The following is a 22,577-nucleotide window of genomic DNA, read 5'->3' as shown; positions in this document are numbered from 1 at the left end:
CGAGCTCCTCTCAAAAACCCTGCCGTCGCCCGGCAGCCGTGCGGACCGACACTTACACGCCATCACGCGGGAACGAAAGCCAAATTCGCCGTCCCGGACCGACCGGACCCAGCGTCCGGCCGCAACGGCCCGAAGGGAAGCGTCCGCCTTGGCAATTGCAATCGCCGGCGCCATCCCTTACCTGCTTTGCAACGGCTTCAGCACAAGGACATGTCGTGACCGCTCCCCTCGTCGTCTTCGATCTGGACGGAACCCTTATCGATACCGCCCCCGATCTCATCAGCAGCCTCAACCACACGATCGCCACCGCCGGGCTCGCCCCGGTCAGCTATTCCGACCTCACCCATCTCGTCGGCCATGGCGGGCAGGTGATGATCCGGCGAGCCTTCGAACTGCGCGGCGGGCGGCTTGCCGATGACGAACTGCCGGGCATGCTCGAGGTCTTCGTCGAGCACTACGGGCAAGGCATGCCCGGCGCCTCGGCGCCCTACCCCGGCCTCGTCGCCGCCCTCGACCGGCTGCAGGCGGCCGGTTTCCGCCTCGCGGTCTGCACCAACAAGATGGAGGGGCTGGCAAGGCGCCTGCTCGACGGGCTGGGGTTGACGAAGCGCTTCGCGGCGATCACCGGCGGCGACACCTTTGCCGTACGCAAGCCGGATGCCGCCCACCTGCTGGAGACGGTCCGCCTCGCCGGCGGCGATCCCACGCGCTCTGTGATGATCGGCGACAGCCTCAACGACATGCTCGTCGCGCGCAATGCGGGCGTCCCCTCGATCGGCGTCCCCTTCGGCTATTCCGACGTCGCGATCGCCGCCCTGGAACCGACCCACATCATCGAGAGCTTCGACGAGCTTCACCCCGAGCTGGTCGAGAGCCTGATCGCCCGCGCCGCCGCCGCCTGACGCACGCTCTCCAGCGAATCAGACGGCCCGCCCCGGAAATGGGAGCGGGCCGTTTTCATCTCACGGGTCCCGCCTGCGATAGGCGGGCTCCACTCAGCTCTGGGCCTGGCGGACCTGACGCGTCGCTTCCATGGCCTTGCGCATGTAGGCGTCGCGACCGTAGACGTCGTCGAAGAACTCGACCTTGCCGTCCTTGTTCGGCCATGCGGTGAAATAGGACACGTAGACCGGGATGCGCTCGGGCACGCTGACGGCCTTGTTGCGCCCCTTGGCGATTTCCGCGCCGACCTGCTCCACGCTCGTGCCGAGCACCGCCGCCGCCATCAGCCGCGGATCGGCCAGACGCACGCAACCATGGCTCAGCGCCCGCATGTCCTTCTTGAAATAGCTCTTGGACGGCGTGTCGTGCATGTAGATCGCATGCGCGTTCGGGAACAGGATCTTCAATTCGCCGAGCGCATTGTCGTCACCGGGCGGCTGACGGACGGAGACGCCCTTCGTCGAGCCCCAGTTGATCTGCGACGACGAGACCGCCCGGCCGTTGAGCTCGACCTGGTAGCCGAGCCGGTCGAGATAGGACGGGTCGGAGCGCAGCTTCGGCAGCATCTCGTTGATGATGATCGACTGCGGCACGCCCCAGTACGGGTTGTACTCGACCGTCTGGATCTCGTCCTCGAAGAAATAGGTCTGGTTCGACTTCGAGCCGACGACCACGCGCATGGAGAATTTCTCCATGTCCTGGTCGTGATAGTAGGCCATGAAGGCCGGCTGGTTGATGAAGACGTAGCGCGAGCCGAGTTCGGCCGGCAGCCAGCGTGCCTGCTCCATCGCCACCTGGACCTTGAAGATCCTGTCGGCGACGCTGTCGCCGCCGACGAGATGGCGGATCGTCGCCTGGCCGACGATCCCGTCCGCCTTCAGCCCGCGCTCCTTCTGGAAGGCCTCGACGAGGGCGACCAGTTCGGGCGTGTAGTCCGGCGTGCCCTTGTAGGCGGCGATCGTGGCGGCCTGTTCGCTCCTGAGCGCATCGGAACCGTGCTTGACGACGCCCTTGACGATGTTCGCCAGCTCGGGGTTGCTCTCTCCCGGCTTCAACAGCGTGCCGGGCGCGATCACCACCGGCTCGGATGCGTCGCTCTCGGCCTTGAGCGCCTTCAACTCGGCCTTCAGGGCCTGGAAATGAGCGCCGGACGGCTCGCGGCTCTTCAGATAGGCCGCGACATCCGGGCTCATCGAGAGGATCTTCAGCGCCGCCACCAGGTTGACGTCCTTGCGGGCGAAATCGTGGTAGCCCGAGATCCGGTTGGGGTTGATGCGGCCGCGGACGGTGTCGAGCACATAGGTGGCGACGGCCGAGGACAGGTTGACCTCGAAGGCCGCGAGCTCCTGGTAGCGCGCCGCCATGTTGGCACTGTCGAAGACGGCCGACGGCACCTGAACGGCATAGTCCTGCGGGTCGAGCCCGGTCGAAGCCGCGTCCGCGAGCACGGCCAGCGCTGCGCGGGCACGATCGCTGATCTGGCTCCCCGACACCCAGATGAGGCCGGTATTGTGGCTGTAGAAATCCTCGACGGCCCTGGCGCTCTCGGCCGGAGCCTCCGCCTTCACCGAGGCGAATTCCCGCCGGACATCGCCTTCGGGCGTGTGTGGCGCCGCATCCACGGTCGCGACGTCGATCGACCCCGTCACCACCGGATCGGCGACCTTGTCCAGCGCGATCGTCTTCAGCGGGTCGGCCTTGTAGGTGTAGTAGCTCGGCGCGCTCACCTTCGGCAGCGGCGCCGGCTTGGTGGCGACAGCGGGCCCGGGGGCGGCCATCGGCATGTTCACGCCCGGCGGCGGCACCGGCTCCTGACGCCTGCGCTTGCCGAACAGAAGCTCCAGCAGGTTCGGCTGGGCCGCATATGCCGGGGCGACATCGGCGACCGTAACAGCGCAGGTTATCAAGAGCGCCGTGAGCGCCGCGGACTTCTTCAACGTCATATCTGCTTCATTCCCCTGTACCGCCGGTAGCGGCGGCGAACTGGTTTGCACCCGACCATGCGAGCCGGGAAACTATAGAATCGGATGGTGAATGAAAAGGAAACGCGTTGCACGTACACCATCACAACCGCCCCCGTTCGCCAACCGGATCGACGCCTGCGGCTGCAGCCAACACCCTGAAACAAAGAGAGAATCCGGATCGCTCAAATATTCTGCCGCAGTTTCGCCGCAACCGGGCGCCGGCCTCGCCATGAAATTGCGTCCAGCTGTGCCGCAATCGCAACAGCACGCACCGTCGATCGACGACGCCCGAGGCGCTGCGACTCGCTAATCGATTTTAGCGGACCGAGCCGGACATTGCGGCATCGGCGCCCTTTACAAGCACGGACTTTATGGGCCAGAGAATGCGCCGGATTTCGAGCACGGCGCCATCTTCCGCGCGCCGTCCGGCGACGGCCGCTTCCATGCGGCGGCGGTCGCCGACCCGAGAGCGCATGGATTGACGGCGGGAAGAGAAATGACATCTACGCGTACCGAAACCGATACCTTCGGCCCCATCGAGGTCGACAACAGCCGCTACTGGGGTGCGCAGGCACAACGCTCGCTCGGCAACTTCAAGATCGGATGGGAGAAGCAGCCGCTGTCGGTCGTCCGCGCGCTCGGCATCGTCAAGCAGGCCGCCGCCCGCGCCAACATGGCGCTCGGCCGGCTCGATCCGAAGCTCGGCGAGGCGATCATCGCCGCCGCCCAGGAAGTGATCGACGGCAAGCTCGACGACCACTTCCCGCTCGTGGTCTGGCAGACGGGCTCCGGCACGCAGTCCAACATGAACGCCAACGAAGTGATCTCGAACCGGGCGATCGAAATGCTCGGCGGCGAGAAGGGCTCCAAGAAGCCGGTTCATCCCAACGACCACGTCAACATGAGCCAGTCGTCGAACGACACCTATCCGACGGCCATGCACGTCGCCTGCGCCGAGCGCATCGTCCACCACCTGCTGCCGTCGCTGAAGCACCTGCACCAGGCCCTCGAGGCCAAGGTCAAGGCGTTCGACCACATCATCAAGATCGGCCGCACGCACACGCAGGACGCCACCCCCCTCACCCTCGGCCAGGAATTCTCCGGCTATGCCGCCCAGGTCGCCTCCTCGATCAAGCGCATCGAGATGACGCTGCCGGGCCTGATGGAGCTGGCGCAGGGTGGGACCGCCGTCGGCACCGGCCTGAACGCGCCGGTCGGCTTCGCCGAGAAGGTCGCCGAGGAGATCTCGAAGATCACCGGCCTCGACTTCAAGACCGCGCCGAACAAGTTCGAGGCGCTGGCCGCCCATGATTCGATGGTCTTCGCCCACGGCGCCATCAATTCCGCCGCCGCCGCCCTCTTCAAGATCGCCAACGACATTCGCCTGCTCGGTTCCGGCCCGCGCTCCGGCCTCGGCGAACTGTCGCTGCCGGAAAACGAGCCAGGCTCGTCGATCATGCCCGGCAAGGTCAACCCGACCCAGTGCGAGGCGCTGACGCAGGTCTGCATCCAGGTGTTCGGCAACCAGACCTCGCTGTCCTTCGCCGGCAGCCAGGGCCATTTCGAGCTGAACGTCTACAATCCGCTGATGGCCTACAATTTCCTGCAGTCGGTGCAGCTTCTCGCCGACGCCGCCGTCTCCTTCACCGACAACTGCGTCGTCGGCATCGAGGCGCGCGAGGACAACATCAAGGCCGCGCTCGAGCGTTCGCTGATGCTGGTGACGGCGCTGGCGCCGAAGATCGGCTACGACAACGCCGCCAAGATCGCCAAGACCGCCCACAAGAACGGCACGACGCTGCGTGAGGAAGCCGTCGGCGGCGGCTACGTCACGAACGAGGAGTTCGACGAGGTGGTCCGCCCCGAAAAGATGATCATGCCGGGCTGAACCGCCTGAAAATCAATCGTTTCGTCCAGGCCCCGCGGCGTTTCCGCGGGGCCTTTTTTCTGTCGTCCGCCCGCCGGCGATCATAAGATCGTTAATCGTTTCCAAATCATTTCTCACTAATTTGACTGATCAGAAGCCGACCCCGACAGGAGCTAGCGTTGAACACTCCCATCGCGCAGAAAGTGCAGGCGCCAGACATCGCGGCGCAGGTGGCTTATGCCATGCGCATCATGGGCGTCGCCCCCATACCGCGGAACTACGAGCTGTTTTACGAGGCCTATATCGGTTCGAGCCCCAAGCTGACGCGCGAGGTCGCCGCCCTCGGCAACAGGGCCTCGCAGGAGGAGCTCGATCAGATCGGCCGCCAGTATTTCGGCCACCATCACCGGGCCGAGGCGATCGACGGCGCCCACAGCAAGCTCGTCAACCAGCTGGAGGGCCTGCTGCAGCTCCTGCGGCAGGAGCAGACGTCGCTGGAGAGCTACAACCAGCTGCTCGACGAGACCTACAGCCGCATCAGCAACAAGAACAACACCAGCGCCGAGATCATCCGGGGCGCCATCAACGTGCTGTCGGCGGCGACCGGCGACACCATCAGCCAGGGCAAGGAGATGGTGGAGACCGTCACGCAGCGGTCGCGCGAGATGGACGTCGTCCGGCGCGAGCTCGACGAGTACAAGCGCATCGCCAACACCGATTCGCTGACGCAGCTCTCCAACCGCCGCGCCTTCGACGACAGGCTCGCGGCGATCTACGACAACGCGATGCTGCACAACGTCACAGCGCTGGTGCTGGCCGACATCGACCACTTCAAGAAGATCAACGACACCTACGGCCACCCGGTCGGAGACAAGATCCTGGCGTCGGTCGGCAGCATCATCCGCGCCAGCGTGCGCAAGGACATCTTCATCGCCCGCACCGGCGGCGAGGAGTTCGCGATGATCGTCGAGGGCAACAACCAGGAAGAGGTGATGACGATCGCCGAGCGCGTCCGCACCACGCTGGAGCACACCCCGTTCAAGAACTCCAAGACGGGCGTCAACTACGGGCCGATCACGATCTCGCTCGGGCTGTGCATGGCGAGCGAGGCGGACGGCCCGGCGGAACTCTACAGCAAGGCCGACATCGCGCTCTACTGCGCCAAGAACGGCGGGCGCAACCGCACCATGCCCTTCGAGGACGGCATGAAGAAGGACTTCTCCAAGAGCTGGCTCATCTATCGCAAGTAGCCGGCCATCCGGGCGCGCCATGCCACGGTCCTTGCATGACGACACTTCCCTCGGGAACTCCACGGCGCCTTCCGGCGCCGTTTTCTTTTCCTGCCGCCTGTTCCCCCGGTAACAGCGCGCGCGAATTTTTGCGCCGACACTGCGCTCGCCGTTCAGGGTACCGCGCGGATCCTCCCAAGCGTTGCGGCACCTTTCGAGAAGCGCTTCACCAATCAGGTGGGGGCCTGGGTGCGTGCCTCCGGACGAGCCGGCAACGGAGATCGCCGGAGGCACGCGTTCCAGGCCATGCCTGTGCGCGACCGCAACGGCTCTCCTCACCACATCGTCTTTGCCGCCCGGGCCGGCCATTCGCGGTCGTAGGCCTTGCCGTCGAAGCCCTGCTTGGCCGAGGCCAGCATCTCACCGACGGTCGGCAGGCTCTTCGGATCGCGGAATTTCTCGGCATTCCACAGGTCGGCGCGGATGACGGCGCGGGCGCACTGGGAATAGACCTCCTCGATCGTGATCACCACGACGGAACGCGGATGACGGCCGTCCATCTCGAACCGCGACGTCAGCGCGTCGTCGATGCGGACGACGGCGCGGCCGTTGAGCCTGATGGTCGTGTTGGAGCCGGGCACGAGGAAGAGCATCGCCACGCGCGGATCGCGCACGATGTTCGAGAGCGAATCGATGCGGTTGTTGCCGCGCCAGTCGGGCAGCATCAGCGTCCGCTCGTCCTCGATGTGGACGACGGTGCCGGCATCGCCGCGCGGCGAGCAGTCCAGTCCTTCCGGCCCGACGGTCGCAAGCGTCATGAACGGCGAGGCCTCGATCATCGCCCGGTACTCGGGCAGGAGGAAATCGGTCACCTTGACGAGCGACGCCTCGCCCGGTTCGCCATAGAGGCGGTTGAGCTCTTCGACGGAGGTCACGACGGTCATGAAAATCCCTCGCTGATTGGACGCCGGCGTCGTTCGCACATCGCCGTGACGGTTGCGTGACACCTGATATCGACGCAAATCGAGATGACCCTAGCGCGGCTTCTCCGAGCGGTCCCGCGTCATGCCCTTCTCGGCAAGCTCGCGCTCATAGGCCGCGAAGAGCTCGCCGCCCTTCTCGCCGAGCTCGCGCAGGTAGGCCCATGTGTAGATCCCGGTATCGTGGAAATCGTCGAAGCCGATGCGTACGGCGTAGTTCCCGGTCGGCGTCACCGAGATGATGGCGACGTTGCGCTTTCCCGGTACGGTGACCCGCTGCCCGGGACCGTGACCCTGGACCTCCGCCGACGGCGACAGCACCCGCAGCATCTCCGCCGACAGCTCGAAGCGCTGCCCGTCGTCGAATGCGACAGTCAGTCGCTGCCGGTCCGGCGATACCCGCAACTCGGTCGGCCAGTATTCGCTCATCGTTGGTCTCTCCGCCGCTTTTTCGGAAGCACTAGGACCGGTCGCCGGCCGAGGCAAGCCTCAACTTCGCTTGATCCGGACATCAGCCCCTTGACGGCTTGCTGCAAGGGGCCCACATTCCCGGCAATTCAAGAGGATAGACGTGAACAGTATCGTAGGAACGATGGACAGGGCAACGGCGCTCGGCAGATCGGACGCGCCGATGATCGATCCGTTCGGCCGCGCCGTCACCTATCTTCGGGTCTCCGTCACCGACCGCTGCGACTTCCGCTGTACCTACTGCATGGCGGAGAACATGACCTTCCTGCCGAAGAAGGACCTTCTGACGCTGGAAGAGCTCGACCGGCTCTGTTCCGCCTTCATTCACAAGGGTGTCCGCAAGCTGCGCCTGACCGGCGGCGAACCGCTGGTGCGCAAGAACATCATGTTCCTGGTGCGCAAGCTCGGCCGCCATGTCGAGACGGGTGTGCTCGACGAGCTGACGCTGACGACGAACGGTTCGCAGCTTGCCCGCCATGCCGCCGAACTCGCCGACTGCGGCGTCCACCGCATCAATGTCTCGCTCGATACCCTTGATGCCGACAAGTTCCGCAGCATCACCCGCTGGGGCGATCTGTCCAAGGTGATGGCGGGCATCGATGCCGCCCAGGCGGCCGGCCTCAAGGTCAAGCTCAATGCCGTGGCGCTGAAGGACTTCAACGACCGCGAGATCCCCGAGATGCTGCGCTGGGCGCACGGGCGCGGCATGGACCTGACGCTGATCGAGACGATGCCGATGGGCGAAATCGACGAGGACCGCACCGAGCATTACCTGCCGCTGTCGGAGATGCGCGCGCGCCTTGCCGAAGAGTTCACGCTCGCCGACAACGACTACCGCACCGGCGGTCCCGCCCGCTACGTCACGGTCGCCGAGACCGGCGGCCGGCTGGGCTTCATCACGCCGATGACGCACAATTTCTGCGAAAGCTGCAACCGGGTGCGGCTGACCTGCACCGGCACGCTCTACATGTGCCTCGGGCAGAACGACGCGGCCGACCTACGGCTGCCGCTGCGCGCCTCGGAGGACGACGCCCTGCTGTCGCAGGCGATCGACGAGGCGATCGGGCGCAAGCCCAAGGGCCACGACTTCATCATCGGCCGCAACAACCGCCCCGCCGTCGCCCGCCACATGAGCGTCACCGGCGGCTGAGCAGCACGCCTCACCTCTGAACGATCGATCCGGTCCCCGGCCGGGAACGGGCACGTGGCTGCACGGCCGCGCCGTCTCCCCTCATCGCCTCGCATTCGCTCGGCGCATCTCTCACAGGCGAACACAGACAAAAGGGCAAGAGGGAAGCCGGTTCCCTCCTGCCCAGACTCTTGCCCCTCGAAGGGCGTGCCGCCGGCGGCATCGCCGGCGCGCCTTCAGGCGGCGTAGGAGCTGTCCGAGCGGCTTTCGAAGCCGCCCGTCCTGAAGCGCTCGATCTTGCGGTTCAGGAGCTCGACGCGGCTGCGCAGGCCGTGGATCTCGGCGTTGTTCTCCTCCACCATGGCCGCGTTCTGCTGGGTGATCAGCTCGACCTGGTGCACCGCCTGGTTGACCTCGTTCAGGCCCTCGTACTGGGCGGCGGCGGCCTTCTCGATATTGCCGACGAGGTCGTGGATGGAGGAAATGTGCTCGTTGATCACCGTCAGCGCCTTGCCGGTCTCCTCCACCAGCGAAACGCCGCTGCGGACCTGGGCGGAGCTGTCGGAGATCAGCCCCTTGATCTCGCGGGCCGCACCCGCGCAGCGCTGGGCCAGTTCGCGCACCTCCTGGGCGACGACGGCAAAGCCCCTTCCCGCCTCGCCGGCGCGCGCGGCCTCGACGCCGGCATTGAGCGCCAGGAGGTTCGTCTGGAAGGCGATCTCGTCGATCACGCCGATGATTGTGCCGATCTTCTCGGAGGAGCGGTTGATCTGCGCCATCGCCTCGACGGCCTGGGCGACCACCTGGCCGGACTTGATCGCATAGGTGTGCGTCTCGTCGACGGAGGCGGTCGTACGCTGGGCGCTCTCGGCCGTCGTGCGGACGATGTCGGTCAGCTGGCGCAGCGCCCGCGAGCTCTCCTCGAGGGCCGCCGCCTGCTGTTCGGTGCGCCGCGCGAGGTCGTCGGCGGATGCGGCGAGGTTGCCGGTGCCGCCGTTGATCTCCTGCGTGGTGGCGCGAACGTCGGCGAGCGTCGCCCGCAGCGCCTCGACGGCATTGTTGTAGGTGCGGGCCATCGCCACGTATTCGGCCGCGAGCGCCTCCGTCATGCTTTCCTCGAGGTCGCCCTCGGCGAGCTTGCCGAGCACGCCGGAGAGCGCGGTCAGCGCCTCCATCTGCTCCGCTTCGATCCGGGCCTGCTCGGCCGCGCGGCGGGCCTGTTCCGCGGCCGTCTGCGCGCGCTGCGCCTCGGCCTCCTGCTCCAGCCTGACGTTCTCCAGCGCGGCATCGCGGAACACGGCGACCGAGCGCACCATGTCGCCGATCTCGTCGCCGCGGTTGCGGCCGTCGATCGACACCTCCAGGTCGCCGCTGGCCAGCCGCGACATCACGTCGGTGACGCGCTTCAGCGGCCCGCGCAGCGTCTCGACCAGCATGAGACCGCCGACGATGGCGAGCAGGGTGCCCGCGACCATGGCGATGATCGAGATGTCGGCGGAGCGCTGGCTGTCACGCTTGCCGGCTTCCTGGGCGCTGCTGACGAAGGCTTCGAGCGTCTGGCTGGCATCGGCCACCAGCGTGCGGGCCCCTGCCCGCGCCTCCCGCCAGCGCTGGTCGACGTCGATCAGCGCCTGCGAACCCTGCTCGATCGCAGCCAGGTGCGGCTTCAGCTTCGAGGCCAGATCCCGCAGCGTGGCATTCCTGCCGCCGAGACCGGAAAGCTCGGCTGCGCTCTTTTCGACCGCGGCCAGGTCGGCGAGCACGAGCGCGCGGCCGGCCTCCTCGGGCTTGCGGTGCAGTTCGCTGATATGCAGCCGCGTCCGGTCGATCTGGAGGAAGGTGTCGCCCATCAGCGCGATCAGCGTCTTCAGGACCCCGATCTCGTTGTCCATGCTGACGAAGCGCTTGGCGGCCATGTCGGAATTCTGCTGGGCGGCCTTCAGGAAATCGGCGTCGTATTTGGAGAGCTTCGACAGGATCGGCGTGAAGGCCTGCTTCTTCGTCTCGGCATCGTCGTTGCCGGCCAGCACCTTCTCGATCTGGGCGATCTCGTTCTTGACCAGCACGAACTGGCCGAGCGCCTTGGGCGAGGCGATCTTCTCGGATTCGCCGAGCTGCTTGACGAGTGCGGGAAGGTAGGTGGTCGCAGCCTTGACCTTGTCTTCCGCCTTCATGGCGAGCGCCACCGGCTTGCGGAACTTGCCGATCCGTTCGGCGAGCCCCTGGTAGGCGGCGGCGTCGAACAGGAGCGTGCGGGCGAACTTCTCCTTCTCGTCGGATTCGCCGCGGATGACGCCGATCTGCTTTTCGGCGAACTGTCCCTCGGCCGTCAGGCCGGCGAGCGCCGCCTCGAGTTCGGCGGTGATCCGGCCCTGCTCCTCGTGCACGGCCCACAGGGTGTCGGCCTGCGCGCGCATCTGCGGCGGCAGGGCGACGACGGAGGCGATCTTCTCCTTCTCGGCCGCATCCGGCAGCAGCGCGTCCAGCGCGTGGATGCCCTCGTCCTGCGCATCGATGCGCTCGGCGAGCGCGGTGCGCGCCGACTCGGACGGCGCGTCGACGAATTCCTGCAGCGCGGTCCTGAGATACTGGAAATCCGACAGGCTGCTGATCGTCTCGCGCGTCACCGTCATGTGACCGTTCAGGGTGCGGGCGGTGAAGAAACCGACGAGGCCGATGCCGGCGATCAGGATGACGAGCGGAACGACGAAGAGCAGCACCTTGGTGACGATACGGCGGCGCTGCAGCAAGCGATCGATGAAGGACATGGATTCCCCAGGGTATTGTTCTTGTCCATCTCATACCCGACCGGTGGCCGACTGCCTGTGTCCGCCTCTCCGGGTCCGGGCGCAGCCGGGACCGAGGGCAGGACCAGCAGGGCGCGGCAACTTTCCCTCGCGCGCCCGCCACCCGTCGCATCATGCGATGGGTCCTGTGGGTGACGTTACGATAGGAGCCGAGGATTAAAGAATTGCCAATCCTGCACTATCGTTTTTCGTGAACGCCGCAGCGCCCGATCCGGCCGCAGCGCGCACGAAACCCGCACTGGCTTCCGCCCGCCATCACGGCTATCACGGTGGGACCTCGCAGGAATCGCAGCATGAAATTCTCCGCAAATCACAAGGGCGCGCTGTTCATGGCGCTGGCCATGGCCAGCTTCAACGTCAACGACGCGCTGGTGAAGTCGGTCACCGGCGCGATGAACCCGGGACAGATCATGTTCGTCCGCGGGCTGCTCACGTCCTGCATGATCATCGCGCTCGCCTGGCCGGCGCGGGCGCAATTCTGGCGACGGGTGCTGCCGGACCGCAAGGTGCTGGTGCGGGCCATGGCCGAGGTGGGCGCCGCCCTCACCTACATCATGGCGCTCGGCCTGCTGCCGCTCGCCAACACCGCCGCCATCCTGCTGTCGCTGCCGCTGGCGGTGACGCTCGGGGCCGTGCTGTTCCTCGGCGAGACCGTCGGCTGGCGGCGGTGGCTGGCGATCATCTGCGGGTTCGCCGGCGTGCTGATCGTGATCCGGCCCGGCCCGGAGGGGTTTTCGATCGGTGCCGTCTTCGTGATCGGCGCCGTCATCTGCGCCGCCACCCGCGATCTCCTGACGCGCCGTATCGATCCGGAGATCCCGGCGACGCTGATCACCGTGGTCACGGCCCTCGCCATCACCCTGTTCGGCGCGCTGATGATCGTGCCCCTGGGCGGCTGGCGGCCGATGGATGCGGACGTGTTCGTGCGGCTCTGCTTTTCCAGCGTCGCGCTGCTGATCGGCTACCAGTGCATCGTCTTTGCGATGCGGGCCGGCGAGATTTCCTTCGTCGCGCCGCTGCGCTACACGAGCCTGATCTGGGCCATCGGCATCGGCATCGTCTTCTTCGGCGACATCCCGGATTTCTGGATGTGCGTCGGCGTGGCGGTGATCGTCGCCTCGGGGCTCTATGCCTTCAACCGGGAAAACCGCAAGCGCGCCGAACAGTTCGCCCAGACGTCGGCGGCCAAGGGACCCTGACTGCGGCAATGTTGCCGGGCGGATGACCGTGGGCGGGCGTTGAAACGGTAGAAATCGGGTCTAAGATCGGAAAGATCAAACAGTTAGCCGGGTCCGCGCCGCCGTGACAGAGAAGCCGAACGCCAACGCCACTGCCGCCATCGCCACGCCCGCCGCCCCCGGCCTCGCCATTCCCGGCGTCGTGCTCGCGGGCGGCCTGTCCAGCCGCATGGGCGCCGACAAGGCCCGTATCCCGCTCGGCGGCGTGCCGCTCGTCGAGCGCGCGCTGCGCCGCCTCGAACCGCAGGTGTGCGCGCTTGCGATCAGCACGAACGACCCGAACGCTCCGGAGCTCCGGGCGCTGGGCCTGCCGCTCCTCGGCGACCCGGACGGCGTCCGGTCCGGGCCGATCGGCGGCGTGCTCGCAACGCTGCGGCATGCCCGTCGCGCCCATCCGGCCGCCTCCCATGTCGCAACGGTGCCGACCGACAGCCCCTTCTTCCCGGCATCCCTCGTCGCCCGGCTGAGCGAGGCGGCGCGTGGCCCGGAGGACATCGCCTTCGCCACCTCCTCGGGCGGCGCCCACCCCGTCTTCGCGCTCTGGCCGGTCGCCCTCGCCGACGATCTCGCCCACTGGATGCTGAGCGCGGATACGCTCCGCCTGCGCAGCTGGCTCGCGCGGCACGAGGCCCGGGCCGTCGCCTTTGCCGACTGCGAGACGGCCGAGGGGCCGCTCGATCCGTTCTTCAACGTCAACACGCCCGCCGATCTGGAACGGGCGGAATTCTGGCTCAGGACACTTTCCCGATGACGACATCCCCGCCCCGCATCTTCGGCATCGCCGGCTGGAAGAACTCCGGCAAGACCGGTCTCGCCGTGCGCCTCGTCGAGACGCTGGTGTCGCGCGGCTTCGTCGTCTCGACGATCAAGCACGCCCACCACGATTTCGACATCGACAAGGTCGGCGCCGACAGCTACCGCCACCGCCAGGCGGGCGCGCACGAGGTGACGATCGTCTCGGGAACGCGCTTTGCCATCATGCACGAGCTGCGCGGTGCGCCCGAGCCGAGCTTCGAGGAAATCCTGGCGCGGATCGCGCCCTGCGACCTGGTGCTGATCGAAGGCTACAAGCGCGAGCCGATCCCCAAGATCGAGGCGCGGCGGCTGGAATCGGTCAACCGCACGCCGCTCTCGCCGGAGGACCCCCACATCGTCGCGATCGCCGCCGATCACCCCGTCACGGACACCGCACTGCCGGTCTTCGATCTCGACGACACGGATGCGATCGCCGACTTCGTACTGTCTACGGTGGGGTTAGACCGGAAGAAATTCGCGCCTGATCTCGAGCGGTAGCACCATGTTGTTTCCGCCCTCATTGTCCGCCGATCTTCTCGCCAGATCATTTCGCGCGACCAATGGCGAACTCGGAGTCCTGCTGATCGATGCCACGGCATTCCTTGATGCCTGCGACGCAGATGACGTGGCTGTTCTGGGATGGGAACTGTGGCTGGTCGATCATGGCTGGGACAGGTCCGGCCAACCATGCCTCGCCCCCGGATACTGGATCGGAGTGATACCGACCCGCGATGGATCCGGTTCGGTGATCGGGGGATCCGGCAACTCCGATTGCACCCGGAACGACGTCGCCACTTTGGACCTTCAGGCGATCATCGAAGACCGTTGGCTTCCATTTGTCAGGATCAATTTCACCCTAGGCGCCTGAGTGACTTCGCCGAAAGGCCGCCGGATCGCTGCGGCGGCCTCCAAGTTCTGTGCGTCCGCTGCCTCACTCGGCCGAGGCGACCGGCTTCACCAGCGGGGTGACGCGGCGGATGGTGACACGGCGGTTGAGCTGCTCGGGGCCGTCGGTGGCGACCTTGAGGTAGCGCTCGCCATAGCCCTGGGTCGACAGGTTCTCCGGCGGGATGTCGTAGACGTCCGTCAGGACGTTTGCGACCGATTCGGCCCGCTCGTCGGAGAGGATCAGGTTCGAATCGTCGGAGCCCACCGCATCGGTGTGGCCCTCGATCAGGAAGGTCTCGCTCGGATCCTCGTCCAGAAGCTCGTTGATCGCGTCGGCGACCTGGCGCAGCGTCGAGGCCTGCTCCATCGAGATCTCGGCGCTGCCGGTGGCGAAGGTGATCGTGTCGAGGTCGATACGGCGCACCTTGTCGCGGATGCGGGCCGAATACTTCACCTCGTCGAGCGTGTAGACCCGTTCGACCGGCTCCACCGGCGGCAGATCGAGGAACTCGCGATAGTCGCGGTCATAGCCGGAGGAGGTGTCGATGATGTACTCGTCGACGGGCACGCTCAGGCGCATCGGCGGCAGGTCGAGGCCCGGATCGTAGAACGGCCGGTCGTAGACGTAGTCGACCTCCGGCACGTAGTAGAGCACGTACTCCCGGTCGCCGACGAAGCGCGAGCGCTGGATGACCTCGCCGTAGTCGTTGCGGATCGTCACGACGCGGACGCCGCCGGGGCGCTCGATCGTCTCGCGGATCCGTCCGTCGCGCAGCGTCTCGTAGTACGTGTTGCCGCCGCGGCGCGACAGGCGGTCGCTGTCGTAGTGGCGCACGAAGGTGCGGTTGTCGATGTTGTAGATCACGCGGTTGTCCTCGCGCCGGCCGATCCGGACATTGTCGGGATCGCGGTAGTCCGGCCGCCGGTCGCGCCGCTCGCCGCGCTCGCGGTCGATCGATTCGTGGCGGTCGTAGCGGCGGCGGTTGCCGTCACGGTCGACCTGAGCGTCGGCATCCGACCGCGGTACGCGCACGCTGGCCTTGCGACGCTCCTCCTCGCGCTTCCTGCGGCTCTCCTCGCGCGATCCGCCGCGGCGATCGGCGTCCTTGTCGCTGTCGAGCACGGCCGCGCCGCCGACCACCGGAAGGTCGATCGTCTCGGTCGTCTTGGAAGGATCGCGGGCGATCCGCTCGCGCTCGGCATCGCGCTCGCGGCGGGGACGCTGGCGGTTCTCCTCGTCCGCACGCCGTTCGCGGTCGGATTCGGCCTTCTTGCGACGCTCCTCGCGGGCGCGCTCACGGTCGGTCTGCCCGTCCTGCCGCTCCTTCGCCTGCTCGGACTTGCGCTCCTGCTGTTGCTTCGCGCGGTCGGACTGGCGTTCCTGCTGTTCCTGGTTGCGGTCAGACTGCCGTTCCTGACGCTCCTTGTTCCGGTCGGATTGCCGCTCCTGCTGCTCCTGATTGCGATCGGACTGACGCTCCTGTTGCTCGCGATTGCGGTCCGACTGCCGTTCCTGGCGTTCCTTGTTGCGGTCGGACTGGCGCTCCTGCTGCTCGCGCTGGCGGTCGGACTTCTGCTCCTGCTGCTGCTTCTGATTGCCTTCCGACTGCCGCTCCTGCCGTTCCTTGTTGCGATCGGACTGGCGTTCCTGCTGTTCGCGGTTGCGGTCCGACTGCCGCTCCTGCTGCTCGCGATTGCGGTCGGATTGGCGCTCCTGGCGCTCCTTGTTGCGGTCGGACTGGCGCTCCTGCTGTTCCTGATTGCGGTCGGACTGCCGTTCCTGGCGCTCCTTGTTCCGATCGGACTGGCGCTCCTGACGTTCCTTGTTGCGGTCGGACCCGCCCTCCTGGCGCTCCTGCTCGCGCTGCTCGCGGCGCTTGCGGCGCAGTTCCTCTTCGCTGTCGCCGTTGTCGTTCGACTGGGCGAGGATCACGCCGCCTGCGGCATCGACGGGCTGCAGCGTCGCGCGGAAGGCGGCTGCGTCGGCAGGCTGCCAGATGATCGAAACGATCGGCAGTGCCACCGTGGCAAGCAGTTTGGCTCGATTACCCATGATCTATTCCTTGTTGTCGCGTTTCCTCATTGGCGAGGGGTCAACCAACCATTCGGGGCGATTTTGTGTTTCAACCGCAACGGTTAGCGTCTTGATATTCAACGATATCGGCCTTCGCCTGAACTTCCCGTGAACGTCCCGTTGAACCCGCGTTCACCTCCGGGACACGTCAACGCCTGTCCAGGCCGATAGTTCCGCAATCCACAGCCGCCGCTCTCGCTGCCCGCGCGCCGCGGCGGATTGCCCGTTGATTTTTGCCCAAAAAGCTGGCGATTATCGCGGCAAGCGGAAACCCGTGTCCGCCGAGCGCCGGCAGAACCACAAGAAACCCGGCCGGCATGAACAAACAGAGAGGATCTCAATGCGCATTTCCAAACGTCTCACCATGGCCGCATCCGCTGCCGTCTTCACGCTGATGGCCGGCGCCGCAATGGCCGATGGTGAAAAGATCGTCATCGGCACCGAAGGCGCCTACCCGCCCTTCAACAATCTCGAGGCCGACGGCACGCTCACCGGCTTCGACATCGACATCGCCAAGGCGCTCTGCGAGCAGATGAAGGCCGAATGCACCTTCGTCACGCAGGACTGGGACGGCATCATCCCCGCGCTCGAGGCCAAGAAGTTCGACGCCATCATCGCGTCGATGTCGATCACCGAGGAGCGCAAGCAGAAGGTCGACTTCTCGGCCAAGTACTACAACACCCCGCCGGCCATCGTCGTGCCGAAGGATTCCGACATCACCGCCGCCACGCCCGAGGCGCTCGCCGGCAAGACGCTCGGCGCACAGTCGTCCACGACCCATTCCAACTATGCCGAAGCGCATATGAAGGATGCGGAGCTGAAGCTCTACCCGACCGCCGACGAGTACAAGCTCGACATCGCCAACGGCCGCATCGACGGCGTGATCGACGACGTCGTGGTGCTTTCGGAGTGGCTGAAGACGGCAGACGGCGCCTGCTGCAAGCTGCTCGGCACCCTGCCGATCGATCCGGTCATCAACGGCGAAGGCGCCGGCATCGCCGTCCGCAAGGGCGAGACGGCGCTGGCCGACAAGTTCACCAAGGCGATCGCCGACATCCGCGAAAACGGCAAGTACCAGGAAATCAACGCCAAGTACTTCCCCTTCGACGTCTACGGCGAATAAGGCCCAAGGCCGATCGGCCGCATTCCCGGCCGATCGCGCGATGCTTCGTCAGGGGGGCTTGCCGGCCCCCTGACCGAAATCCTCCCTGTCGCAAGACGCCACCGCTATCGGCGGGCCTTGCGGCAGGGACCTGCGAGATGCGGGCCGGCGGCCTGTCGCAGATGCCGCAATCTCGCGACCGATGCATGCTGCCCGACGCGCCGCACCGCGCCATGCACACAGGCGGCGCCGCGGTCCCATGGCTCGTTGCCGGTTCGACAAGGTATCGGCACCATGACAAAAGCGCAGTTCCAGATCAGCCGTTGCGGGATGAAGGGCGTCACCGCCGTTTCTGCGGATACGGCGCATGCGTTCGGCCGGCACACGCACGACCAGTTCGGGATCGGCGTCATCGTCCGCGGCGCGCAGAAATCCCTGAGCGGGCGCGGCCTCGTCGAGGCGGAAGCCGGCGACGTCATCACCGTCAATCCCGGCGAGGTGCATGACGGCGCGCCGCTCGGAGAGCGCGGCCGGGCGTGGCGGATGCTCTATTTCGACCCGACGGCGCTTACCGGCCCGATCCGCGCCCTGACCGATGGCAACCCCGACTGTGCCGAGCTCACACGCCCGGTGCTGCGCGATCCGGCGTCGGCGGCGCATTTCCTGACCCTCTTTCGCGCCATGACCGATCCGCACGGCGGACATAGCGAGATCGAGGGCGCGGAAAACCTGCTCCTGCTGCTTTCGCGCTTCATCGAACCCCGCGATCGGATGCGGCCCCGCGTGCCGCGGGCGATCGACCGCGCACGCGCCCGCATCGACGACGACCCGGCCGCGCCGTTGTCGCTCGCCGAGCTGGCGGCCATCGGCGGTATCAGCCAGTTCCAGCTTCTGCGAGGCTTTGCGAAGGCCACGGGGCTGACCCCGCATGCCTATCTCGTCCAGCGACGGCTGCAGCAGGCGCGCCGGATGATCGCGGACGGTGCGCCGCTGGCCAATGCCGCAATCGCATCCGGCTTTTCCGACCAGAGCCACATGACCCGGCTGTTCGTGCGCGCCTACGGCATGTCGCCCGGGGTCTATGCCGCGGCGATGAACTGACCCCCGCAATTTCCTTCAAGACGGGGCGCGACCGCATGGCGCATAAGGCCCGAAACAACCGGGCCGCCATCCTGCCTTTCCGCTCCCCGCCATGGCGCCGGGACGGCGGGCGTGATGCCGCCCCTGACGCCCCCGCCGGCCGGGGCGCGCGCCGCGCGCCGGCCGGCCCTCGCCGCGATACGAATGGAGTTGCCATGACGCTGGAATTTCTGCTGACCTCCCTGGTCATCGTCGCCTCGCCCGGCACCGGCGCGATCTTCACGGTCGCGGCCGGCCTCTCGGGCGGGGTGCGCGCCAGTCTCGTCACCGCCTTCGGCTGCACGCTCGGCATCCTTCCGCACATGCTGGCGGCAGTCAGCGGGCTCGCCGCCGTGCTGCACGCCAGCGCGCTCGCCTTCCAGACGCTGAAATACCTCGGCGTCGCCTACCTGCTCTTCATGGCCTGGGCGATGTTTCGTGATCGCAGCCTGCTGAGCCTCGACGCGGAATCCTGCGACAGGAGCGTCCGGCAGGTGATCGTCTCGGCCATCCTGATCAACCTCTTGAACCCCAAGCTCTCGATCTTCTTCTTCGCCTTCCTGCCGCAATTCGTCGGGCCGGACGAGCCATCCCCCGTCGGTCGCATGCTCGAACTGAGTCTCGTGTTCATGGCGCTGACATTCGTGGTCTTCTCCGCCTATGGCGCTTTTGCCGCGGCCGTCCGGCGGCACGTCATCGCCAGCGCCTCGGTCCAGACCTGGATGCGGCGCGGCTTTTCGGCCGCCTTCGCGGGCCTCGCCGCGCAACTCGCCCTCGCCCAGCGATAGCGCTCAAAGCCTTTGCCTCGGGAAATCAGTCGTTTGCGTCGGCATCTTGCGACGTCGAAAAAGCAGCCGCCGTGCGACAGGTGCCGGTGCAGACCGCGTCACGCCGGCCTTTCCGGCGGGCGGAATCCCCCGATCGTGGGCGCCGGAACGCGGTTCGGCATGACCGTCCGCGACGATTCCGCAGCCAAGTTGGGGACGGGGGGCTTGCCCTCCGGTGTTTTTTGTTTGAGAACTGCCGCAATCAGAAGGCGTTCGAAGCGCCGCAAGACGAGCGCGAAACGCGCCCCGGGGGTTCTTTAGGCATGAGCGGGTTCTTTTCCGCCATCGCGGAGGCGGTTTCCGCATTTCTCGGCTTCGTCGATCCGTTGTGCGGCCCAGCCGGCGTGTTCCGCTGGTTCGCCGGCGATACGCTCCTGTCCTGCGGCGATACCGGCTGGGGCGACGAGATCGCGGTCGGCTTTCTCGTCACCGCGAGCCTCGCGGTCGCCACGCTGCCGCTGGGGCTCATCATCGGCTTCTTCATCGCGCTCGCCAAGCAGTCGCAGGAGCGCTCGCTCCGGCTCGCCGCCGACATCTACACCACCATCTTCCGCGGCCTGCCGGAACTGCTCACCCTGTTCATCGTCTACTACGGCCTGCAGATCCTGGTGCAGAACCTGCTCTCGGCGTTCGGCTACGACCAGGCGGTCGAAATCAACGCCTTCGTCGCCGGCATGATCGCGCTCGGCGTCGTCTTCTCGGCCTATTGCTCCGAGGTGCTGCTGTCGGCCTTCCGCGCCATCCCGCGCGGCCAGTACGAGGCCGGCTACGCGCTCGGCCTGCATCACGGCCGCACCATGGGCCTGATCATCGTGCCGCAGCTCGTCCGCATCGCCCTGCCCGGCCTCGGCAATCTGTGGATGGCGCTTCTGAAGGACACCGCGCTGGTCTCGGTCGTCGGGCTGTCGGACATCCTGCGGCAGACCGGCATTGCCGCGCGCGTCACCAAGGAGGCGTTCCTGTTCTACGCCATCGCCTGCATCCTCTTCCTCGTGCTCGCCTTCCTGTCCTCGATCGTCTTCGCGATGATCGAGGCGCGGGTGCAGCGGTCGGAGGTGCGCCGATGAGCGTCGTCAGCACCCTTCTGCCGCCGCAGGCGCCGCCGCCCGTACCGGCCCGCCCCTACACGCTGTCGCGCTTCGTCGGCAGTGCCGCCCTCGGCATCTGGCTGGCGCTCGCCGTCGGCATCTTCCTCACCGTCGTCGGCGGCTGGGATCAGGCGAAGTTCTCCCGATACGCGCCGAACTACCTGTCCGGCCTCGGCGTGACGCTGCTCCTGGTCGCCATCTCGATCACCCTCGGCGGGATCGTCTCGCTGCCGCTCGCCTTCGCGCGGATGTCGAAGAACAAATTCCTGTCCTGGCCGGCCTACGCCTACGTCTATTTCTTCCGCGGCACGCCGCTCCTCACCCAGCTCTTCCTCGTCTACTACGGTCTCGGCAGCTTTTCGGCGGAGCTGAAGGCGATGGGCCTGTGGGGCTTCTTCCGCGACGCCTGGAACTGCGCGCTGTTGACGTTCACGCTGAACACCGCCGCCTACCAGGCCGAAATCCTGCGCGGCGCCATCGAGAGCGTGCCGCGCGGCCAGCACGAGGGCGCCGCCTCGCTCGGCCTGCCCGAACGGGTGACCTTCTTCAAGATCATCCTGCCGCAGGCCCTCATCGTCGCGCTCCGCCCCTATGGCAACGAGATCATACTGATGATCAAGGGCTCGGCGATTGTCTCGATCGTCACCGTCTTCGACCTGATGGGCGAGACCCGGCGCGCCTTCTCGCGCACCTTCGACTACCAGACCTATCTCTGGGCCGCCCTGCTCTACCTTTTGATCGTCGAGCTGATGCGCAATGTCTGGGCCTGGCTGGAGGCGCGGCTGACCCGTCACCTCAAGCGGTGACGGCAACCGGCCGCAGGCCCTGGCAGCACTCGTCGCAGTTGGCTGCCAAGCCATTGTTTTAAAAGACTATTCATTGTCATCGATGAAAAAAGACAATTGCCTTGCGGCGGCGATCGTCCGATCATGGTTCCATCATTCACGATGGAACGAGGTCCTGAATGACATCGGACATGGAATTGCAGCTCAAGGGCTACGGCATGACCACGGCCCAGATCCTCTACCGCATGCCGGACCATCCTTCGCTGCTGCAGACCTACATCTGGCAGCACTACGACCTGGCGCCGGACTTTCCCGAAATGCGCCAGTTCCTGAAGTTCTGGCAGGAGAAGCTGGACGGGCCGCTGCACTCGGTGCGCTACGTTCACCGCAAGCTGATCTCGGCTTCGGAATGGCGGGCGCTGAAGGGCGAGTTCATCCTGCACTGAGATGCTCCTGCGGCCGGCCGAACCCGCTCAGACGTGCGCCTCGCCGCGCACCCGCTCCCCCTCGGCCCGGTCGCGGTGGAACACGCCGGCCAGGATGATGGCGTAGAAGGACAGGACGATCGCGAGGACGACGGCGCCCGGGATCGGCCCGAAGGCGGCATTCTTCAGCACCTGCTCGAAGGAGAGCGCCACATCGACGCTGCTGCTCGGGTTCTCGGTCATCGTCGAGGAGGAGATCTTCAGCGCCCAGGCCAGCAGCAGGATGAGGTACATCCAGGAATAGTTGCGCCGCAGCCGCCGACAGGTGGCGTCGCGGTAGCTGATCAGGAATTCCGGCTTGCGCAGGCTGGCGGCGACCGCGGCACCCCAGTCCGGCGCCAGATCGCCACGCGGCTGCAGGAATTCGGCGAAGTATTTCTTCTCCACCTGGCGGACGCGGGCGCGATAGACGTCGAAGAAGCGGTAGCGGCGCGCCTCGATCAGAAGCAGCAGCGTCACGAGCAGCATGGCGAAGAGCAGCACCCCATGGTGGGAGTTCGCCGTCGACAGCGACACCGACAGAAGCGCCGCCACGACGGTGATCGCCCAGTTGGTGGTGCGGTCGATCCGGTCGCGCCAGCCGGCCATCCGCCCCATCTCGCCGCGATAGTAGTGGACCATCAGATTGATGGCCTCCGTCGAGGTCGTGGGCTGGGCCGGCGACGGATTCGGCTCCTTTTGCGCCTTAGCCGACAGCGCAGTCACCTCCCCAGACATCGCCAGCCTCCCTTCTGCCGTTTCTGTTGAAGCGAATGATGCTCCTCTTTGTTCCGCTTGTGAAATGTCAATT

The 22,577-nt window shown here is 66.4% G+C and carries 20 protein-coding genes; 14 read left to right on the top strand and 6 right to left on the bottom strand.

All coding sequences use genetic code 11. The features are described from left to right. Positions 1-215 precede the first annotated feature (215 nt). Positions 216-902: an HAD family hydrolase gene (locus tag P0086_RS15610; RefSeq protein ID WP_148149829.1), complete on the top strand. Its 687-nt coding sequence runs from the start codon at positions 216-218 to the stop codon at positions 900-902. 93 nt (positions 903-995) lie between these two features. Here P0086_RS15610 and P0086_RS15605 read toward each other — a convergent pair whose 3' ends face one another. Further along, positions 996-2,885, bottom strand: coding sequence for a L,D-transpeptidase family protein (locus P0086_RS15605; protein ID WP_275787158.1), 1,890 nt, complete (start codon positions 2,883-2,885; stop codon positions 996-998). 517 nt (positions 2,886-3,402) lie between these two features. On the opposite strand from P0086_RS15605, the gene fumC reads away from it, so the two are divergent. Further along, the gene (fumC, locus tag P0086_RS15600; protein WP_112600213.1) at positions 3,403-4,794 is read left to right on the top strand and encodes a class II fumarate hydratase; all 1,392 of its coding nucleotides are present in this window, start codon (positions 3,403-3,405) and stop codon (positions 4,792-4,794) included. A gap of 158 nt (positions 4,795-4,952) precedes the next feature. Beyond that, positions 4,953-6,023: a GGDEF domain-containing protein gene (locus tag P0086_RS15595; RefSeq protein ID WP_112609860.1), complete on the top strand. Its 1,071-nt coding sequence runs from the start codon at positions 4,953-4,955 to the stop codon at positions 6,021-6,023. Between the two features lie 314 nt (positions 6,024-6,337). Here P0086_RS15595 and P0086_RS15590 read toward each other — a convergent pair whose 3' ends face one another. Both P0086_RS15590 and P0086_RS15585 read right to left on the bottom strand, forming a co-directional pair. Next, the gene (locus P0086_RS15590; RefSeq protein ID WP_112600215.1) at positions 6,338-6,946 is read right to left on the bottom strand and encodes a pyridoxamine 5'-phosphate oxidase family protein; all 609 of its coding nucleotides are present in this window, start codon (positions 6,944-6,946) and stop codon (positions 6,338-6,340) included. A 90-nt stretch (positions 6,947-7,036) separates the two neighbouring features. Next, positions 7,037-7,411, bottom strand: coding sequence for a DUF971 domain-containing protein (locus P0086_RS15585; protein WP_112615484.1), 375 nt, complete (start codon positions 7,409-7,411; stop codon positions 7,037-7,039). A 163-nt stretch (positions 7,412-7,574) separates the two neighbouring features. Between P0086_RS15585 and moaA the strand changes: the two genes are divergently transcribed. After that, positions 7,575-8,600, top strand: coding sequence for a GTP 3',8-cyclase MoaA (gene moaA / locus P0086_RS15580; protein ID WP_275787513.1), 1,026 nt, complete (start codon positions 7,575-7,577; stop codon positions 8,598-8,600). Between the two features lie 215 nt (positions 8,601-8,815). Here the strand turns inward: moaA and P0086_RS15575 are convergent, their stop codons facing one another. Beyond that, the gene (locus tag P0086_RS15575) at positions 8,816-11,347 is read right to left on the bottom strand and encodes a methyl-accepting chemotaxis protein (protein ID WP_275787150.1); all 2,532 of its coding nucleotides are present in this window, start codon (positions 11,345-11,347) and stop codon (positions 8,816-8,818) included. Positions 11,348-11,679: 332 nt separating this feature from the next. Here P0086_RS15575 and P0086_RS15570 point away from each other — a divergent pair, with 332 nt between their 5' ends. The 4 genes from P0086_RS15570 to P0086_RS15555 all read left to right on the top strand — a co-directional run bounded on the left by P0086_RS15570 (position 11,680) and on the right by P0086_RS15555 (position 14,287). Continuing rightward, on the top strand, positions 11,680-12,585 hold the full coding sequence (locus tag P0086_RS15570; protein ID WP_275787148.1) for a DMT family transporter: 906 nt from the start codon (positions 11,680-11,682) through the stop codon (positions 12,583-12,585). Positions 12,586-12,724: 139 nt separating this feature from the next. After that, the gene (gene mobA / locus P0086_RS15565; RefSeq protein WP_275787511.1) at positions 12,725-13,375 is read left to right on the top strand and encodes a molybdenum cofactor guanylyltransferase MobA; all 651 of its coding nucleotides are present in this window, start codon (positions 12,725-12,727) and stop codon (positions 13,373-13,375) included. Then, positions 13,372-13,917: a molybdopterin-guanine dinucleotide biosynthesis protein B gene (gene mobB, locus P0086_RS15560; RefSeq protein ID WP_275787145.1), complete on the top strand. Its 546-nt coding sequence runs from the start codon at positions 13,372-13,374 to the stop codon at positions 13,915-13,917. Before mobA ends, mobB begins: the two co-directional genes overlap by 4 nt. Positions 13,918-13,921: 4 nt before the next feature. Continuing rightward, positions 13,922-14,287, top strand: a complete 366-nt coding sequence (locus P0086_RS15555) for a hypothetical protein (RefSeq protein WP_112609852.1) — start codon at positions 13,922-13,924, stop codon at positions 14,285-14,287. Positions 14,288-14,350: 63 nt separating this feature from the next. Here the strand turns inward: P0086_RS15555 and P0086_RS15550 are convergent, their stop codons facing one another. Next, positions 14,351-16,360: an OmpA family protein gene (locus P0086_RS15550; RefSeq protein ID WP_162714731.1), complete on the bottom strand. Its 2,010-nt coding sequence runs from the start codon at positions 16,358-16,360 to the stop codon at positions 14,351-14,353. A gap of 361 nt (positions 16,361-16,721) precedes the next feature. Between P0086_RS15550 and P0086_RS15545 the strand changes: the two genes are divergently transcribed. The 6 genes from P0086_RS15545 to P0086_RS15520 all read left to right on the top strand — a co-directional run bounded on the left by P0086_RS15545 (position 16,722) and on the right by P0086_RS15520 (position 21,748). Further along, positions 16,722-17,504, top strand: coding sequence for an ABC transporter substrate-binding protein (locus tag P0086_RS15545; protein WP_112600223.1), 783 nt, complete (start codon positions 16,722-16,724; stop codon positions 17,502-17,504). Positions 17,505-17,777: 273 nt separating this feature from the next. After that, complete coding sequence (locus P0086_RS15540) at positions 17,778-18,584, top strand: AraC family transcriptional regulator (RefSeq protein WP_275787141.1); 807 nt, start codon at positions 17,778-17,780, stop codon at positions 18,582-18,584. A gap of 194 nt (positions 18,585-18,778) precedes the next feature. Further along, positions 18,779-19,390, top strand: a complete 612-nt coding sequence (locus tag P0086_RS15535) for a LysE family translocator (RefSeq protein WP_275787139.1) — start codon at positions 18,779-18,781, stop codon at positions 19,388-19,390. Between the two features lie 302 nt (positions 19,391-19,692). Further along, positions 19,693-20,496 carry an ABC transporter permease gene (locus tag P0086_RS15530; protein ID WP_112615489.1) on the top strand — a complete coding sequence of 268 codons (804 nt, stop codon included), beginning with the start codon at positions 19,693-19,695 and terminating at the stop codon, positions 20,494-20,496. Next, on the top strand, positions 20,493-21,323 hold the full coding sequence (locus P0086_RS15525; RefSeq protein ID WP_275787134.1) for an ABC transporter permease: 831 nt from the start codon (positions 20,493-20,495) through the stop codon (positions 21,321-21,323). The genes P0086_RS15530 and P0086_RS15525 overlap by 4 nt, the downstream gene beginning before the upstream one ends. A 158-nt stretch (positions 21,324-21,481) precedes the next feature. After that, positions 21,482-21,748, top strand: coding sequence for an usg protein (locus P0086_RS15520; RefSeq protein ID WP_112609842.1), 267 nt, complete (start codon positions 21,482-21,484; stop codon positions 21,746-21,748). A 27-nt stretch (positions 21,749-21,775) separates the two neighbouring features. Here the strand turns inward: P0086_RS15520 and P0086_RS15515 are convergent, their stop codons facing one another. After that, positions 21,776-22,504 carry a DUF2270 domain-containing protein gene (locus tag P0086_RS15515; protein WP_275787131.1) on the bottom strand — a complete coding sequence of 243 codons (729 nt, stop codon included), beginning with the start codon at positions 22,502-22,504 and terminating at the stop codon, positions 21,776-21,778. Positions 22,505-22,577: the final 73 nt, after the last annotated feature.

The organism is Mycoplana sp. MJR14, assembly GCF_029210525.1.
GTDB lineage: Bacteria > Pseudomonadota > Alphaproteobacteria > Rhizobiales > Rhizobiaceae > Mycoplana.
Note: the sequence above shows the minus strand (reverse complement) of the source record. Positions and strands in the feature narration are given on the sequence as shown.